At 66.7% G+C, this 14,685-nt stretch carries 15 protein-coding genes; 8 read left to right on the top strand and 7 right to left on the bottom strand.

Going from position 1 to position 14,685, the window contains the following annotated elements; genetic code table 11:
- Positions 1-10: 10 nt before the first annotated feature.
- Together MPARV_RS0102775 and MPARV_RS0102770 are read left to right on the top strand one after the other, a co-directional pair.
- Positions 11-667 carry a cob(I)yrinic acid a,c-diamide adenosyltransferase gene (locus tag MPARV_RS0102775; protein WP_020377149.1) on the top strand — a complete coding sequence of 219 codons (657 nt, stop codon included), beginning with the start codon at positions 11-13 and terminating at the stop codon, positions 665-667.
- Positions 660-2,135: a leucyl aminopeptidase gene (locus tag MPARV_RS0102770; protein WP_020377148.1), complete on the top strand. Its 1,476-nt coding sequence runs from the start codon at positions 660-662 to the stop codon at positions 2,133-2,135. The genes MPARV_RS0102775 and MPARV_RS0102770 overlap by 8 nt, the downstream gene beginning before the upstream one ends.
- Before the next feature lie 42 nt (positions 2,136-2,177).
- Here the strand turns inward: MPARV_RS0102770 and MPARV_RS0102765 are convergent, their stop codons facing one another.
- Positions 2,178-3,449 (bottom strand): GNAT family N-acetyltransferase, encoded by a 1,272-nt coding sequence (locus tag MPARV_RS0102765; protein ID WP_020377147.1) that lies wholly within the window; start codon positions 3,447-3,449, stop codon positions 2,178-2,180.
- A gap of 72 nt (positions 3,450-3,521) precedes the next feature.
- On the opposite strand from MPARV_RS0102765, the gene MPARV_RS0102760 reads away from it, so the two are divergent.
- A complete protein-coding gene (locus tag MPARV_RS0102760) occupies positions 3,522-3,974 on the top strand; it encodes a hypothetical protein (RefSeq protein ID WP_020377146.1) in 453 nt (150 codons plus the stop codon).
- Between the two features lie 32 nt (positions 3,975-4,006).
- On the opposite strand, the gene MPARV_RS24490 is transcribed toward MPARV_RS0102760, so the two are convergent.
- The 3 genes from MPARV_RS24490 to ung all read right to left on the bottom strand — a co-directional run bounded on the left by MPARV_RS24490 (position 4,007) and on the right by ung (position 6,837).
- Positions 4,007-4,681, bottom strand: coding sequence for a hypothetical protein (locus tag MPARV_RS24490; RefSeq protein WP_157789429.1), 675 nt, complete (start codon positions 4,679-4,681; stop codon positions 4,007-4,009).
- A gap of 103 nt (positions 4,682-4,784) precedes the next feature.
- Positions 4,785-6,104 carry an MATE family efflux transporter gene (locus MPARV_RS0102750; protein ID WP_020377144.1) on the bottom strand — a complete coding sequence of 440 codons (1,320 nt, stop codon included), beginning with the start codon at positions 6,102-6,104 and terminating at the stop codon, positions 4,785-4,787.
- Between the two features lie 70 nt (positions 6,105-6,174).
- Positions 6,175-6,837, bottom strand: coding sequence for a uracil-DNA glycosylase (gene ung, locus MPARV_RS0102745; RefSeq protein ID WP_020377143.1), 663 nt, complete (start codon positions 6,835-6,837; stop codon positions 6,175-6,177).
- A gap of 55 nt (positions 6,838-6,892) precedes the next feature.
- Here ung and MPARV_RS22080 point away from each other — a divergent pair, with 55 nt between their 5' ends.
- The 3 genes from MPARV_RS22080 to MPARV_RS0102730 are packed head-to-tail and all read left to right on the top strand — an operon-like array spanning position 6,893 to position 9,857.
- Positions 6,893-7,372 carry an SRPBCC family protein gene (locus MPARV_RS22080; protein ID WP_012230258.1) on the top strand — a complete coding sequence of 160 codons (480 nt, stop codon included), beginning with the start codon at positions 6,893-6,895 and terminating at the stop codon, positions 7,370-7,372.
- A gap of 59 nt (positions 7,373-7,431) precedes the next feature.
- The gene (locus MPARV_RS0102735; RefSeq protein ID WP_020377142.1) at positions 7,432-8,193 is read left to right on the top strand and encodes an ABC transporter ATP-binding protein; all 762 of its coding nucleotides are present in this window, start codon (positions 7,432-7,434) and stop codon (positions 8,191-8,193) included.
- Positions 8,190-9,857 carry a hypothetical protein gene (locus tag MPARV_RS0102730; protein WP_020377141.1) on the top strand — a complete coding sequence of 556 codons (1,668 nt, stop codon included), beginning with the start codon at positions 8,190-8,192 and terminating at the stop codon, positions 9,855-9,857. Before MPARV_RS0102735 ends, MPARV_RS0102730 begins: the two co-directional genes overlap by 4 nt.
- 40 nt (positions 9,858-9,897) lie before the next feature.
- Here the strand turns inward: MPARV_RS0102730 and MPARV_RS0102725 are convergent, their stop codons facing one another.
- Both MPARV_RS0102725 and MPARV_RS0102720 read right to left on the bottom strand, forming a co-directional pair.
- A complete protein-coding gene (locus MPARV_RS0102725) occupies positions 9,898-10,419 on the bottom strand; it encodes a nucleotidyl transferase family protein (protein ID WP_012230266.1) in 522 nt (173 codons plus the stop codon).
- Positions 10,416-11,132, bottom strand: coding sequence for a type 1 glutamine amidotransferase (locus MPARV_RS0102720; RefSeq protein WP_020377139.1), 717 nt, complete (start codon positions 11,130-11,132; stop codon positions 10,416-10,418). Before MPARV_RS0102720 ends, MPARV_RS0102725 begins: the two co-directional genes overlap by 4 nt.
- Positions 11,133-11,433: 301 nt before the next feature.
- On the opposite strand from MPARV_RS0102720, the gene MPARV_RS0102715 reads away from it, so the two are divergent.
- Both MPARV_RS0102715 and ilvN read left to right on the top strand, forming a co-directional pair.
- Positions 11,434-13,299 carry an acetolactate synthase large subunit gene (locus MPARV_RS0102715; protein WP_020377138.1) on the top strand — a complete coding sequence of 622 codons (1,866 nt, stop codon included), beginning with the start codon at positions 11,434-11,436 and terminating at the stop codon, positions 13,297-13,299.
- The gene (gene ilvN, locus MPARV_RS0102710) at positions 13,299-13,802 is read left to right on the top strand and encodes an acetolactate synthase small subunit (RefSeq protein WP_012230273.1); all 504 of its coding nucleotides are present in this window, start codon (positions 13,299-13,301) and stop codon (positions 13,800-13,802) included. The genes MPARV_RS0102715 and ilvN overlap by 1 nt, the downstream gene beginning before the upstream one ends.
- A gap of 19 nt (positions 13,803-13,821) precedes the next feature.
- On the opposite strand, the gene MPARV_RS0102705 is transcribed toward ilvN, so the two are convergent.
- Complete coding sequence (locus tag MPARV_RS0102705; protein WP_157789427.1) at positions 13,822-14,520, bottom strand: hypothetical protein; 699 nt, start codon at positions 14,518-14,520, stop codon at positions 13,822-13,824.
- Positions 14,521-14,685: the final 165 nt, after the last annotated feature.

The following is a 14,685-nucleotide window of genomic DNA, read 5'->3' as shown; positions in this document are numbered from 1 at the left end:
TCTCGGCGCCATGAAGGTGTACACACGTAAGGGTGATGACGGCACCACCGGGCTGTTCTACGGGGGTCGCGTTCGTAAGGATTCGCCGGCGCCGACCGCCTACGGCGGTGTGGACGAAGCGCAGGCCCACATCGGCCTTGCGCGAGCGCTGGCGGCCGAAGCCGAGCAGGTACCGGGTGGGCACGGCGTCCTGGACGAGATTCTGGTTTCGTTGGGCCGAGACCTCTGGGTGCTGATGGCCGAGTTGGCCACCGCCCCGGAGAACCACGCCAAGCTGAGCGACGGGAGCACCAGGGTCACGGCGCCGATGGTCGAGCGCCTGGAAGGCCTGATCGACCACACGTCGGCGCTGTTCGACCTCCCCACCGAGTTTGTGGTGCCCGGCGAGTCCGTGGTGGCTGCGCAACTCGATGTCGCCCGCACGGCGACCCGTCGGGCCGAACGCGACTCGCTGGGGGTTGAAGGCGTTGGTACTCAGGTGCTGGCCTATCTCAACCGCTTGTCTGATCTGTTGTGGACCCTGGCACGCTGGGTGGAGGGCGAATCGCTGACCGCCCGGTCGGTTCCCGAGGGTGACGCCGCATTCACCGAGGACCCTGCCGCCAACGAACCTGCCCCCAATGAACCTGCATCCGAAGGTGAGTCGGGGGTTCCAACCGATGGCTGACGTTCCCAAGATCAAGGTCAGTGCCAAGCCACCCATCCGCACCGATGCGCTTGTGATGTTGCTCGACACCGATCGGGTTGACACCGACGGGGTCGACTGGGGTTACCTCGATCGGATTGGGTTCGAGGCCAAGCCTGGAACGCACGTGATGGTCCCGGGTGACGGCAATTTGGTGCGCATCCTGGTGGGGCTTGGCGACCGGGCAGAGGTCACCCCGGACACCTTCCGTCGCGCCGGGGCGGTGGCGGCCAAGGCCGGGGCCAAATTCGGTCGTATCAACGTGGACTTCCCGGATGCGTCGTCGGAACTTCTCGACCCCCGGGCCATGGGTCAGGCGTTGGCCGAGGGCCTGGCATCCGGTGCATACAGCTACGACCGCTACAAGTCATCCGAGGTCAAACTGCGCGACATCGTGGTGGTGTCAAAGCTGGGACGTGAGCTGTCCTCAGGCGTGCAGCGGGGCCGAGTGGTGGGGGAGGCGGTCGCGTTCGCCCGGGATCTGGTGAACGAGCCGGGTGGATCGGCCACTCCGGCCGCGCTCGCCAAGACGGTGGCCGAGCGGGCCATGGCCGCTGGGCTCGGCGTGAAGTTGATGGACGAGAAGGCCATCGCCAAGGCGGGCATGGGTGGCCTGATCGCCGTCAACAAGGGCTCAACGCAGCCCCCCAGGTTTATTCAACTGACCTACCAACCCAGCGGCGGGTCGAAGAACTCCGACGGGTCGGGCGCCCACTTGGCGCTGGTGGGCAAGGGCATCACCTTCGACTCGGGCGGCCTCTCGCTGAAGTCCGGTGATGGCATGATGACGATGAAGATGGACAAGGGGGGCGGCGCCGCGGTGCTGGCTGCCATGTGCGCCCTCCCGGCCTTGAAGGTTCGCCAGCGGGTGTCGGCCTACGTGCCGCTGACCGACAACATGCCCGGTCCCGATGCTCAGCGACCTGGCGACGTCTTCACCGCCCACAACGGCAAGACGGTGGAGGTCCTCAACACCGACGCGGAGGGCCGACTGGTGCTGGCGGACGCCCTGTCGGTGGCTGCAGACGCCGAGCCGGACGCCATCATCGACCTGGCCACGTTGACCGGCGCCGTGATGGTTGCCCTGGGTCAGCGCATCGCCGGCCTGATGGGCAACAACACCGACTTCTCCGGCCAGATCTCCGACGCCGCCAAATGGGCGGGAGAATCGGTGTGGGAGCTACCGCTGCCCGAGGAGTACCGCTCGGCTCTGGACAGCCCGGTGGCCGACCTGAAGAACATCGGGGGTGACCGCTACGGCGGAGCGCTGACCGCCGGCTTGTTCCTGTCGGAGTTCGTGCCCGAGGGCATGCCATGGGCACACCTCGATATCGCCGGGACCGCGTGGTCCGACAGCGACACCGCCGAGGCCGGCAAGGGCGGCACGGGGTTTGGAGTGCGCACGTTGCTTCGGCTGGTGGAGCGCTTCTCGGTTCCGGCAGCCGGGTAGCCGCGGCGCTCTGAGCCGGCCATCGGGCCGCGGGTCCGGGCGTTAAAAGTAGTCCTGGCTGTTTGCCGGCGGATGTGAAGCGAACGCAGCGTCGGCGGCTCTGGCCACGGCTGGGTTGGAGACACTGGCCCTGCCGGCGGCGACCAAGGTGCTCCAGGGCGTAGTCCCCAAAACCGCCATGCCCAGCGTGGTCCGATCGCAGACCAGGTCGGGCTGTGGATCCTGGGACCTCGACGGTGGGGTCTCATCGAGCACCTCCACCTCGGCCTGCTCGCCGGGCCGAGCGGTGAGTCGCAGCGCGATGGTGGGAGCAGACCAACCGGAGGCGTGATCGTCCACCCGAAGCGTCAGATCGAGCGGTGCCCCGTAGGTTCTGGCCGCCAGCAGTGCCGACACATCCAGGGGACACAGCCACAGTTGGTCTCGCACCCCGGTGACGTGACACCTCCGAGGGTCGGTCGTCGCCGCCGGGATGGGGGAATCGGCGGGTGCGGTGTCCCAGCGCACCGATGTGGCCAGATCGATGTCGGCACAATGCCGAAACAGCGCCAGCTCAACCGCCGGGTCGATCGTGTGCAGTTCCCTGATGACGATGGTGCGTTCGCCCCAGAGGCCTTCGGTGCGCCACAGTGCATAGCCGTCGACCTCGCCCTGATCGTCCCGGTGCAGCGAGACGAACTGCGGGCCACCACCTTCGAAGCTGACCTGGTCCCCCAGCACCAGTTGGTCCCACCACTCCTCGGGACGCTCCAGCGTGCCGGGACGATGTCTGGCCGAACGTCGGCGAAACTTCACGATCTCGTCGCGGAACACCGACGCATCGTCCAATTCGATGCGCCCGGGCCTGACGTGGTCGAGCCCGTGACCGTGGACCGGAGCTTCGAGTCGGTGTTGGGACGTGGCCACACCGAAGCCGAACCGCCCGTAGATGGTGCCCTCAGACGCGGTGAGTACCGCTGCTGCCAGGCCTTCGGTGGCCATGGCGCGCAGTTGTGCGCTCATGAGGGAACGAAGTACCCCCTGCCTGCGGTGTGTGGCCCGGGTGGTCACGGCCAGGATTGCCCCCACCGGCATCGTGGCGCCACCGGGCAGCGTGAGATGCCACACGAGGTCGGCCGACGTGCCAACGATGACCCCGGCGTCCTCAACCGCCCAGGCCCGACGCCCCAGGTCCTCGATCTGGTCGACCGACCAATGGTCGTCAGGCTCGACGGAACCAAAGCCGATCGCCGCCGCCCGCTCCCAGCGGCGTTGCTCGTCTGGCGGAATGGTGCTGGGGTGCCACTCGCTCGGTCGACGGTCGTTGTTGCTCACCCGGCTTACCGTACGGCCTGCGGGTCGAGCTCCCCATCGACCTCTTCGGCGAGGTTCCGTACCGTCGATCCCATGTACCTCTCAGGGACACTGACGATTCGCTACTGGCGCCGGTCGGCACCCGGTTCGCATCCGGCGGAGGGCGACTACGCCGAGCGGTTCTGGCTGCCGGTGATCGGCCCTTCGGGGCTTTGGCTGTTGCGCTGGGCCAAGCGCGAGTTGCAACAGCGCGGCGGTGCGTTCGACATCGGGTCGGACGACCTTGCGCTCCGCTTGGGCCTGGGCGCAGGCACAGCGCGGCAGTCACCGCTGCGACGCAGCCTGAAGCGACTCGAGACGTTCGATCTGGCCCGGCGGATCAGTGAGTCGGTGGTGGAGGTGGGCACTGAGTTGCCTTCGCTCAGCCATCGGCAGGTGGAGCGACTTCCTGTTGAGCTGAGGCGAGAGCACCGGGCATGGTGGGTCGAACGTTCCGTCGGGCGATCGCCTGACGACCTTCGATCAACCCAAACCGTCACCAACTGACCAGGTACTTCGGCCCGATCGGGCCCGCGCATTCAGCAACCTTGGGAGATCCGCACCAGGACCACCTTGCCCTCTTTGCTGAACATCAACGACACCTGGTCACTGTCGGGGGTCCCGATGCGGAACAGGTCCTCGACGGTGCCCGACTGCCATTCAGGACTTTCGGTCTGGTCGTTTCCGCCGCACGCAATCCTGCCCGGGTTGGCAAGGCTCAACACTTCGGCCTCCGGGTCGAGCACGTAGGTGCGTTCCTTGGGGTTGTCGTTCACCCAGGGGACGTCGGAGTTCCCCACCACGATCGGCTCCTCGGTGAAGTTGGCGGCGCTCAGCAACTCTCCCCCATCGCCGTAAAGCTGGTATCGATCGAAGGTGATCAGGTCCTGGTTCTCGTTGCTGCTGAGCCCGGTGATGCGGCCGAAGTCGTATCGGACACCGTCCCAATCGAGGGTGCCCGAGGTGGTTGCGGCCGTGGGCGGGGGAGCCGTGGGCGTGGCCGGCGCGACCGAGGCCTGCGGCCTGGTTGCTGGGGCCGCCGTGGTCACCGGCACGGTGACGATGCTCGTCACCACCACTGTGGTCGGCGGGGCGCCTGCGGTGGTGGTCGAGGCGGATGTCTCGTTGCCCACGTCGTTGCCGCAGCCGGCGAGCAGGCCAACGCCACACATCAGGAGAACAACGGCGGCCGAATGTCGCATGCGCTGTGTCACACACTCCATGATGCCCCGCCGAACCGGACCGTGCACCCGGCTTGGGAATCCGGAGTGAAGTATCCGGAGTGAGAATCCGGGGGTCACCGACGCAGTGGCACCGTCAGCTGGTCGTGATCAAATCTGGGTTGACCCATCTGCCCGAGCGGAATCTGCCGCTCATCAGGGCGGTGCGGACGGTCATGGCCGCTGTCAGGGTGGCCCACAACGCCCAAAGGCCTGCGCCGGTGGCGAGGGTGAGCGCGGCGCCGAGGGCGAAGGTGGCGGCGACCCCCAGCATGGCCTTGGCGAGGAACCGCAGGTCGCCCGCACCAACCAGCACGCCGTCGAGGGCGAACGCCGGCCCAGCGACGGGTTGGCCGATCCCCACCCACACCAGCGCACCGGCGGCAGCGGTCACCACGAGAGGATCGCCGCTGAACAGGCCTGCGACCACCGAGTGCCCCAGCAGGGTCGCCAGCCCCAGCGCAATCGACACCGCGATCGACCAGGACAGCACACGCGCTGCCGCTGACTGAGCGAGTGCGTGTCGACGGCCGCCGAGCTCACGAGCCACCAGCGCCTGACCGGCGGTCTCGATGCCGTCGTAGGCGAAGGCGAGAAACGTCCATACCCCGATGCCGATCTGGTACGCAGCGAGTTCCACCGTGCCCATCTGTCCGGCCACGAAAACCGCCATGAGAAAGATCGATCGCAGGGCCACCGTGCGCACGATCAGGGCGGAGCCGACGCGAAGCTGGGTTCCGATTCGCCCCAGGTGCGGCGCCAGGCCCACCTGGTGGCGACGTGCCTCGGCGGCCACCAGCGCGACGTACACCAGTGCGCCGACCCACTGGGCGATCACCGTCGAGAGGGCCGAGGCGCCGATGCCGAAGTCCAACACGATCAGGAGCACCACCTCGATCACCAGGTTGATCAGCGCCGTGCCGAAGCCGACGTACAACGGCGTCCGGGTGTCGTGGTGCCCGCGACGAAAGCCCGCTCCGGCCATCACGATCAACAACGCGGGGAACCCTGCGGTGGAGATGCGCAGGTACGTGACCGCGTCGGCGACCACTGCTGCCTCCGCCCCAAAAAGACGGGCAAGGGTGGGCGCCAGCGGCAACACCACCGCCGCCACCATGACTCCGAGCATGGCGCCAAGCCACGTGGCGGTGACGCCCTCCTCTGCTGCATCCCGGTGCCGCTCGGCGCCCAGGAGTCGTGCCACGGCGGCAGTGGTGGCGAAGGTCAAAAAGATGAACACCGTGTAGGCGGCCAGGATGATCGTGTTGGCCACCGCCAGGCCTGCCAGTGCCTCGGTGCCCAGCGTGCCCACCAGAGCGGTGTCGGTGAGCAGGTAGGCGGGCTCGGCGGCCAGGGTGGCCGCAGCGGGCACGGCCAGCGCGACGATCTCGCCATCCCAACGTCGGTCGGTGCGCATCGTCACAGTGTGCCCAGTGGCCTTCCGGCGAACCATGTGGTGGCGAGCAGTCGAAGGCGGAAGCGGGGCGTCAGGCGAGACACCAATCGATGGGCGTGCGACCGGCCTCAAGCAGCGCGGCGTTGGCCCGGCTGAACGGTTTGGAGCCAAAGAACCCACGATGAGCCGAGAGCGGTGACGGGTGTGGCGCCTTGATGACCGTGTGGCGTTTGGCATCGATCAGCGAGTGTTTCCGCTGGGCCGAGGCACCCCACAGAATGAACACCACGCGTTTGGTTTGAGCCGTTGCGGCAGCGATCACCCGGTCGGTAAAGGTCTCCCACCCATGGCCCTGATGTGATGCGGCGGCTCCCGCTCGCACCGTCAGGGTGGTGTTCAACAACAACACGCCCTGGGTGGCCCACGCCGAAAGGTTGCCGTTGGCGGGCGTGGAGCAGCCCAGATCATCGGCCAGTTCGACGAAGATGTTGCGCAGCGAAGGCGGATGCGCCACCCCGTCGGCCACGGAGAACGCCAGGCCGTGAGCCTGTCCCGGGCCGTGGTAGGGGTCCTGCCCCAGGATCACCACTCGAAGGTTGGCATAGGACGTGAGATGGAGCGCCGCAAACACCTGGTTCTGGGGCGGGTACACCGGCCCGTTCGCCCGCTCGGCGGCGACGAAGGACATCAGGGCGGGCCAATAGGGGGCCTCGAACTGTTCGCGAAGAAGCGGGTTCCAATCGGTGGTTGGCACAGCTCCAGTTTGCCTCGTGGCGCGCGGCCCTTGCGTGAGGCGCGAGGATGGTGCCATGACACGCCGCACCGTGACCGTCCGCCGTTTCATCGCCGCATCTCCAGAGGAGGTGTTCGACCTGGTGGCCGACAATTCGGCATGGGGCCGGTGGGCGATCGGGATCGAATCCGAGCGTGAGGCCGAGGGGGAAGGCCACCCGGACGGCGTGGGCGCCATTCGCAAGGTTGGACGTCCCCCCGTGGAAAGTCGGGAGCAGATCACTGCTTTCGACCCACCGCGGTCGCTCAGCTACAAGTTGCTCACCGGCCTACCGCTGCAGGACTACGAGGCCACGGTCAGCGTCGAGCCGGTGGCCGAGGGCAGCCTGCTGACCTGGGCGGGCTCGTTTGTTCCGATCAACGGCGTGCAGTCGGCGGGCGCCGCCACGGCGCTGCGCGCGGCGCTGGGTGGCTTCTGCATGAGTATCGCTCGTCACGTATCCCGGGACGACGGCGACAACGATCAATCGATCCACGAGAACACGGTGGAGGAGTAGCCAGAACCGTCCTTGGGGTCTGCCGGGGCCAACGGCCCATCGGTCGATACGCTCGCCCGATGGTGTCAGCGCTGTCCACCCGTGACCTGGCTAAAGCCTTTGGGAGCAATGTGGCGGTGGCGGGGCTCAACCTCGAGGTGCCCCGTGCAAGTTGCTTTGGGTTGATCGGCCCCAACGGTTCCGGCAAGACGACCACCATGCGGATGTGTGCCGGGTTGCTCCGGCCGGACCGCGGTGGGGTGCTCGTCGATGGCATCGACGTGTGGGCCGACCCCGTTGAGGCCCGCCGCCGCGTCGGCGTCGTACCCGACCCACTGTTGTTGTTCGAGCGTCTCACCGGCATCGAACAGCTCGTTCACATCGGCCTGCTGCGCAACCTTGGGCGGATCGAAACCGAGACCCGCTCCAGGGGACTACTCGAGGTTTTGGGCTTGACGGAAGCCGCCGACGAGGCCATCGGCGACTACAGCCACGGCATGCGTAAAAAGTTGTCGCTGGCCACGGCGTTACTCCACCGTCCTGCGCTACTCCTCCTGGATGAGCCGTTTGAGGGCGTGGACCCCGTGTCGGCAATGACCGTTCGCCAGGTGCTGGACCGCTACCGGGAGGCGGGCGGCACCGTGGTGGTGTCCAGTCACGTCATGGAGGTCTTGCAAAAGGTCTGCGATCACGTGGCGATCATCCGGCGAGGCGAGGTGCTTGCCGCCGGGGCCGTCGAGGAACTGTCGGGCAACAGCACGCTGGAGGACGCGTTCATCTCGATCGTGGGTGAGGCACCCACGGATGCAGCGCTGCTGGACTGGCTGGACGCGCCGGCGTGACCGAACTGAACCTCATCACGGAAACGCCGGCACCGGCTGTGGCCGTGGTGGCGGCTCATGGGGCCCCTCCGCCGCTGGGAGCCCTCGCCGCAACCCGAAGAATCTTGGCGCTCAAGGTGGCGTTGCTGACGTCGCTGGCACGGAGTTCCGCGATGCACGCCGTTGGTCTGGTGGTGGGAACGGCCGCTGCCGGGCTCTTCGCCGGCACCATGGGGGTGGGCATCGCAGTGGCTGCCCGGCAGACCGATTGGCTGGACCCGGTGCTGGTGGTGGGGGCCACGATCGCACCGATCGTGGCCGTGTTGTTCGGTGCCATGGTGGGTTCGGAGGGCACGATCGACCCCCGCAGGCTGGCGGTGCTACCCCTCTCAAACTCGGCGCTGTCTGGCGGGGTGTTGGCATCGTCGCTGGTAGGACCGGCCGGCTTGGCCGGACTGTTGCTGTGCCTTGGAATCATTGCCGGCTACGCGTCCGTAGGCCTCGGCGCGCCGATCGTGGTGCTTGCGGTCGGAGCGATGCTGGCGCTCGTCGCCGTCTGTGCGCGTCTGACGACCAATGCCCTGGGCATCCTGTCGGGAGGTCGCGGCCGTCGCTTCGCCAACCTGTTGACGGCGTCGGCGGGGCTGTTGCTGGCCGCTGCGGCCCAATCGGTGAGCTACCTGATGACCCGTGAGAGCGACTGGTGGAATGCTGCCTCAGACAAGTTGGTGTGGACACCCACCGGGCAGTTGGCTCGGGCGGTGACCCAGGCGGGGGCCTCGCCCGCTTCGGCGCTTGGGCACCTTGTCCTGGGTTTGGTCGTGTTGCCACCGCTGTTCGTGCTTCATGGCCGTACCTTTCGAAAGTTCCTGGTGGCGACGCCGGGAGCGGGACCCACCTCACGAGCGGCGCGTCGGCGTCGACGGAGGCGGCCTTACCCCCGCTGGATTCCCGAATCGTCGGCCTGGACCGTTGCGGTTCGATCGGTACGGCTCAAGCTACGTTCGCCAAGGCTCGTCACCGGTTACGTGGCCGCGCTGGCGCTTGGTATCGGTGGCTCGTTGGCGGTGGTGCTGTCGGCAGGGGAAACCCGAAGCCCCACCCTGGTCTTGTTGGGCACGGCGGCCCAGTTTTCGGTGATCTTCGACAACCAGAACGCGTTGGGTACCGATGGCCGGGCCTTGGCAGCCGACGTGCTGGCCAACGGCGACCTGCGTCATCTGGTGCGTGGCAAGCGATTGGCAGCCATGTTCTCGGGTGCCCTGCCGGTGGTGGTGGTGCCGCCGATGGTGGCAGCCCTCACCGGAGGGTGGTCGCTGGTGCCGGTTGGCCTGGTTCTCGCCGCCGGGTCGGTGGTGCTTGCCTCCGGGGTGGCCGTGTTCGTCAGCGTCAACGCACCGGTGGCCCAGCCTGAATCGTCCAACCCGTTCGCGTCGGCCGACGCCGGGCAGGGTTGCCTGTCCGGACTGTTCCTGGGCGTCAGCCTGGTGTTGATGGGCCTGGTCACGCTGCCCCCGGCATTGGCCATCGGCTACCTGGGCGCTGGGCGGCCCGTGGTGGTTGTGGCCCTGGTGGCCGGCTCGCTGCTGGTGGACGTGGGGCTGGGCGCCATCGCCGAGCGATCAGCCACCAGGATGTTCACCGGTCGTGTGGACCGGGTGCTGAGCGCGGTCGACCCGCGGTGACGGCCCGCTGCCGGTTGTCATCCGAGGAAACGCCGGCAGCTCAGTGCTCGCCGGTCGGAGCCCGCCACTCGTCCCGGCCGGCGCGCACCGCGGTGGCGGAGACGCCTTCAAAGTTCGGCGAGAGGTGCAGTCGGTGCTCCGGCGGGGCGGACCAACCGAGGCGGGGTGCCACCGCCACATCGGGCAGTGATGCAACGGCGGCGTCGCGGGCACTCACCCTGCCGTCGTAAAATCGCAGCTCGTGTAACTGGTGCCACTTGTCGGCGCCCATCACCACTGCGTCGTAGCCGCGTGCAACGTCGGCGATCAAACGGTGCTCCGTCACGATCACTCCGACCTCAAGTCGATGAGTGAACGAACGACGAAGCGCGTCGACGCGCTCGCCGAGGTGAGCGTCGAGGTGGGACTTGTCGAAGGCGGCCCTGCTGATCGACAGGTCCAACCGGGCCAGATCCAACTGCTGGAGCGCGGCATCGATGATGGCCACGTGGGCGATGGTGAGCGGGTGGAACGATCCTGGGTACACCCCGAGGCGCGCGGGCCGTTCACCAGGTGCTGTCATCGTCGGCTGCGCTCCGCCATGCTCCGGCGCACAAACTCGACGATCCAGTCGGCCACCAGGCCTTGGGTGACGCCCCGGTCCAGTGAGGCCAGGCCACGCTGGGTCTCGTCCTCTCCGATGCGGTCCCGGCGGTCCAGGGTCAGCAGGTGAGACAGCTCCGGGGTGTATTCGGGGTGGCCCTGAAATGAGATGGCCGAGCCGAAGGCCATGCCCGCCACCGGACACTCGGGACCCTCAGCGAACACCGTGGCGCCCTCAGGCGGCACGGTCACCTGATCCTGATGGGAGGCGACCAGCCGGAATGTCTCGGCATCCGGGATCATCCACGGCCGGCGCGCCGTCACCCGGTAGTTCTGCACCCCCACCCGGAAGAGCGAGGTCCGCTCGACGGTGCCGCCGAGCGCCCGCCCCAGGAGCTGATGGCCGAAACAGTCGCCGATGTAGGGGCGGTTCTCGGCGACCAACGTGCGGACCAGGTCAAGCGCATCGGCCAACCACGGCAGGTCATCCACCACCATTGAGTGGGCCGAACCGGTGGTGATCCATCCATCCATCGCATCGAGATCGTCGGGGAGCCTGCCCTGGTCGAGGTCGATCTGTTGCAGGGTGATGTCATGTTGGGCGAAGAACGTTGCGAACAACTCGGGGTAATCGCCCCCGGCTCGCTGCGCGGCCGGCGCCACCCGTCCGCACATCAGCAGACCAAGTCGCATGGTGAAACCTCCGTGTTGAGTAAGGGGATTGTGCTTCCCGGTTGTGAAAGGCGCCGTCCGCGGTGCACACTGGGGGGGTGAACGACCTCATGTTGCTCGTAGTGCGCTAAGGCGCACACCCGAGACCCTCTGTTCGCGTGTGTGATGACCTCCCCCAGTGGGAGGTCGTTCCCGTTTTCGGCGCCGTATCCTTCGCTCTCAAGCACCTCACCATCGAACCACATCGACCGCAGGTCACACCCTTCCCGTCCTCCCTCTCCCAGATCACCGCCCCACCCTCCCAACATCCCGAGGAATCACCATGGAAGCCGCAGCGTCCACATCATCGTCAGGCACATCATCGTCAGGCACAGCAGCGACACCGGCTGCCACGCCATCGGCCCCCCCGGCCGCTGAGCGCATCAACGGCGGTCAGGCACTGATCCGCTCGTTGGAGCTGGAGGGTACCGACACGATCTTCGGGCTGCCCGGCGGCGCCATTCTGCCGGTGTATGACCCCATTCTCGATAGTCCGATCCGTCACATCCTGGTGCGCCATGAGCAGGGAGCCGGTCACATGGCGGAGGGGTACGCCCACGCCACCGGGCGGCCGGGTGTGGCCATGGTGACCTCAGGGCCCGCGGCCACCAACATCGTCACGCCACTGTGCGACGCCTACATGGACTCGGTGCCGATGGTGTGCATCACCGGCCAGGTGGGCACCAAGTCGCTTGGCACTGACGCCTTTCAGGAGGCCGATACGGTTGGCATCACCCGTTCGGTGACCAAGCACAACGAGCTGGTCACGTTGGCCGCCGACATCCCCCTCAAGGTGCGTCAGGCGTTTCACCTGGCCACTACCGGCCGCCCCGGCCCGGTGCTGTTGGACATCCCGAAGGACATCGTCGACCCGAACAATCCGGACGCCTGGTTTGACTGGCGTTGGCCCACCGACGAGGAGGTGCTGGCCTCGCTGCCCGGATATCGGCCCACCACCACCGGACACCCTCGGAAGATCAGTGAGGCCGCTGAGATGATCCTGGCCGCCGAGCGGCCGGTGCTGTACATCGGTGGTGGCATCCTGAAGGCTCGGGCGGCCGAGGCGCTGCGCGAGCTGGCCGAGCTGCTCCGCATCCCGGTGGTGACCACCCTCATGGCCCGCGGTGCCTTCCCCGACGATCACGAGCTGTGCCTGGGCATGCCAGGCATGCACGGCAACTACACGGCGGTCACCGCTATGCAGCGCAGCGACCTGCTGATCGCCTTGGGCAGCCGATTCGACGACCGGGTCACCGGCAAGCTGGATGAGTTCGCCCCCGAGGCCAAAGTGATTCACGTTGACATCGACCCTGCCGAGTTGGGCAAGGTTCGAAACGCAAACGTGCCCATCGTGGGTGATGCGAAGGAGGTGATCGAGGCGCTGCTGGTGGACCTGGAGCGCCTCGGCGGAGCGGAGGTGGCCACCGACATTTCGGCCTGGCGGTCGACGGTGTCCGGATGGCAGGAGAAGTTCCCGTTGTCCTACGAGCAATCCGAGCCGGGCGAGCTGCTGAAGCCGCAGTTCGTGCTGGAGCAGCTGCGTGACCTGTCGCCGGAGGACACCATCGTCGTCTCAGGCGTGGGACAGCATCAAATGTGGACGAGCCAGTTCTGGACGTTCCGGCACCCCTACACCTGGATCAACTCCGGTGGTCTGGGAACGATGGGTTTCTCGGTGCCGGCGGCAATCGGCGCCAAGGTGGGCATGCCTCAGCGCACCGTTTGGTCGGTGGATGGCGACGGTTGTTTTCAAATGACGGCCCAGGAACTGGTGACCGCCGCCACCGAACGCATCCCGGTGAAGGTGGCCATCCTGAACAACGCCTACCTCGGCATGGTGCGCCAGTGGCAGGAGATGTTTTACGAGGAGCGCTACAGCGAGGTGTATCTCAGCCCCGATCTGCCCGATTACGTCAAGTGGGCCGAGGCGATGGGTTGCGTCGCCTTCCGGGTTGAATCGCCCGAGGAGGTGGCGCCGACCATCATCAAGGCCAACGAGATCGACGACCGTCCGGTGGTGATCGAATTCCGCACCGACTCCTCCGAGAAGGTGTTTCCGATGGTGCCCTCGGGCAAGGGCAACGACGAGATCGTGGTTTCCCAGAACCTGGATGCCCCGAATGTTCGTCCCGACGAAAGGATCAAGTGATGATCGACGAGGTGCACCATCACGTGTTGTCGGTGCTGGTTGAGAACAAGTCCGGTGTCCTGGCCCGGGTGGCCGGTCTTTTCGCCCGCCGCGGCTACAACATCGAATCCCTTGCGGTGGCCCCCACCTCCGACCCCGGGCTCAGCCGAATCACCGTGACGGTCAACGTCGACACGGCTCCTCTCGAGCAGATGGTCAAACAGCTCAACAAGCTGGTGAACGTGTTGAAGATCACCGAGCTCGACCCTCGCGAGTCGGTGGAGCGCGAGCTGATGCTGGTGACGGTGAAGGCAGAGTCGGACCGACGGCGTGAGGTGATCGAGCTCACCCAGGTGTTCAACGGTCGAATTCTGGATGTTGGCCATCACGCCATCACCGTGGCCCTCGACGCACGCCCCGACCGGCTGGACACCTTCGAGCAGTTGCTCCTGCCCTACGGGGTGGCGTCATTGCAACGCACCGGCCGGGTGGCGTTGCCCAAGATCGACAATCGGAACGGCTGACCCAGAACCCGCTGGAGCGTTAGCCGGGCTGCCTGCCGACCTTTTTGGGGTCGCACTCCAGGGTTACATCTTTCAGGTCCAGGGCCAGCGTTGGGGAGAGTTGCTTTTCGAAGTTGGTGATCCCACCCTCGTCAAGCACGTCCGAAATGGTGATGCGTGGCATGAAACCAAAGGCCATGCAGGAGGCGGTTGTGCTGGAGTAACCACCGCGGACGTAGTGGTCGATCAGCATTCTTTGCAGGTGCGTGTTGCCACAGGGGTCGACCACCGCCTTCACGGCCTGCGGCAGCTTCTGGCCTCCTCGACCTGCCACCCTGGCCACTTCCATTACCAATCTGCCGCTCTCACCACGTATCTGCTCGGTGATACAGGCTGCGAACTTGGGATCGGTCCGCTTATCGACGCGAAGGCGCATCGCGTACTCTTCGCCGAGGCGCTCGGCCAGCACCTTGGGAGGCAGGCAGGCATTGATGGCTTTGGTCACGATGACGGTGCCAGAGACCGTCAGGTCGACGAACCCACCGTTGGTGGTGAGGGTACGCAGATCTGCCCGCTCCAAGGCGGACGCCTCCCGCTCCAGGCATGCCTGCTGTTCGGGCGTGACCCTCACGTTCGCCATGGAGGTGTTGCCCAAGCCGGGCACGCCCGCGTTGTTGATCAGCAGGGCGATCGGCGCACCGAGACCGGCCACTGGTTTCATCATCGTGGAGGCCGTCACATCGGTGTCCGATGGTGCCGTCGCCTGTGTGCCCTCGGCGGTGGAGGACACAACATCGGGGTTGCGTGCCTGCCGGGCGGCGTCTTCGTCGCTCAGGGTGCATCCCGAAAGGGCGAGCATCCCGAGGGCGATCGTCACCGTCAGGACGAGCGAAATGGCGGAAGA

It is taken from the genome of Candidatus Microthrix parvicella Bio17-1 (assembly GCF_000299415.1).
GTDB lineage: Bacteria > Actinomycetota > Acidimicrobiia > Acidimicrobiales > Microtrichaceae > Microthrix > Microthrix parvicella.
The sequence above is the reverse complement of the archived record's forward strand: the minus strand, read 5'-3'. Positions and strand labels throughout refer to the sequence as shown.

What these genes read in the sequence shown, in the direction of transcription:
- MPARV_RS0102775 (WP_020377149.1), top strand. Translation starts at nt 11, where the DNA reads ATGAAGGTGTACACACGTAAGGGTGATGACGGCACCACCGGGCTGTTC.
- MPARV_RS0102770 (WP_020377148.1), top strand. Translation starts at nt 660, where the DNA reads ATGGCTGACGTTCCCAAGATCAAGGTCAGTGCCAAGCCACCCATCCGC.
- MPARV_RS0102760 (WP_020377146.1), top strand. Translation starts at nt 3,522, where the DNA reads ATGTACCTCTCAGGGACACTGACGATTCGCTACTGGCGCCGGTCGGCA.
- MPARV_RS0102750 (WP_020377144.1), bottom strand. Translation starts at nt 6,104, where the DNA reads ATGCGCACCGACCGACGTTGGGATGGCGAGATCGTCGCGCTGGCCGTG.
- MPARV_RS22080 (WP_012230258.1), top strand. Translation starts at nt 6,893, where the DNA reads ATGACACGCCGCACCGTGACCGTCCGCCGTTTCATCGCCGCATCTCCA.
- MPARV_RS0102735 (WP_020377142.1), top strand. Translation starts at nt 7,432, where the DNA reads ATGGTGTCAGCGCTGTCCACCCGTGACCTGGCTAAAGCCTTTGGGAGC.
- MPARV_RS0102725 (WP_012230266.1), bottom strand. Translation starts at nt 10,419, where the DNA reads ATGACAGCACCTGGTGAACGGCCCGCGCGCCTCGGGGTGTACCCAGGA.
- MPARV_RS0102720 (WP_020377139.1), bottom strand. Translation starts at nt 11,132, where the DNA reads ATGCGACTTGGTCTGCTGATGTGCGGACGGGTGGCGCCGGCCGCGCAG.
- MPARV_RS0102715 (WP_020377138.1), top strand. Translation starts at nt 11,434, where the DNA reads ATGGAAGCCGCAGCGTCCACATCATCGTCAGGCACATCATCGTCAGGC.
- ilvN (WP_012230273.1), top strand. Translation starts at nt 13,299, where the DNA reads ATGATCGACGAGGTGCACCATCACGTGTTGTCGGTGCTGGTTGAGAAC.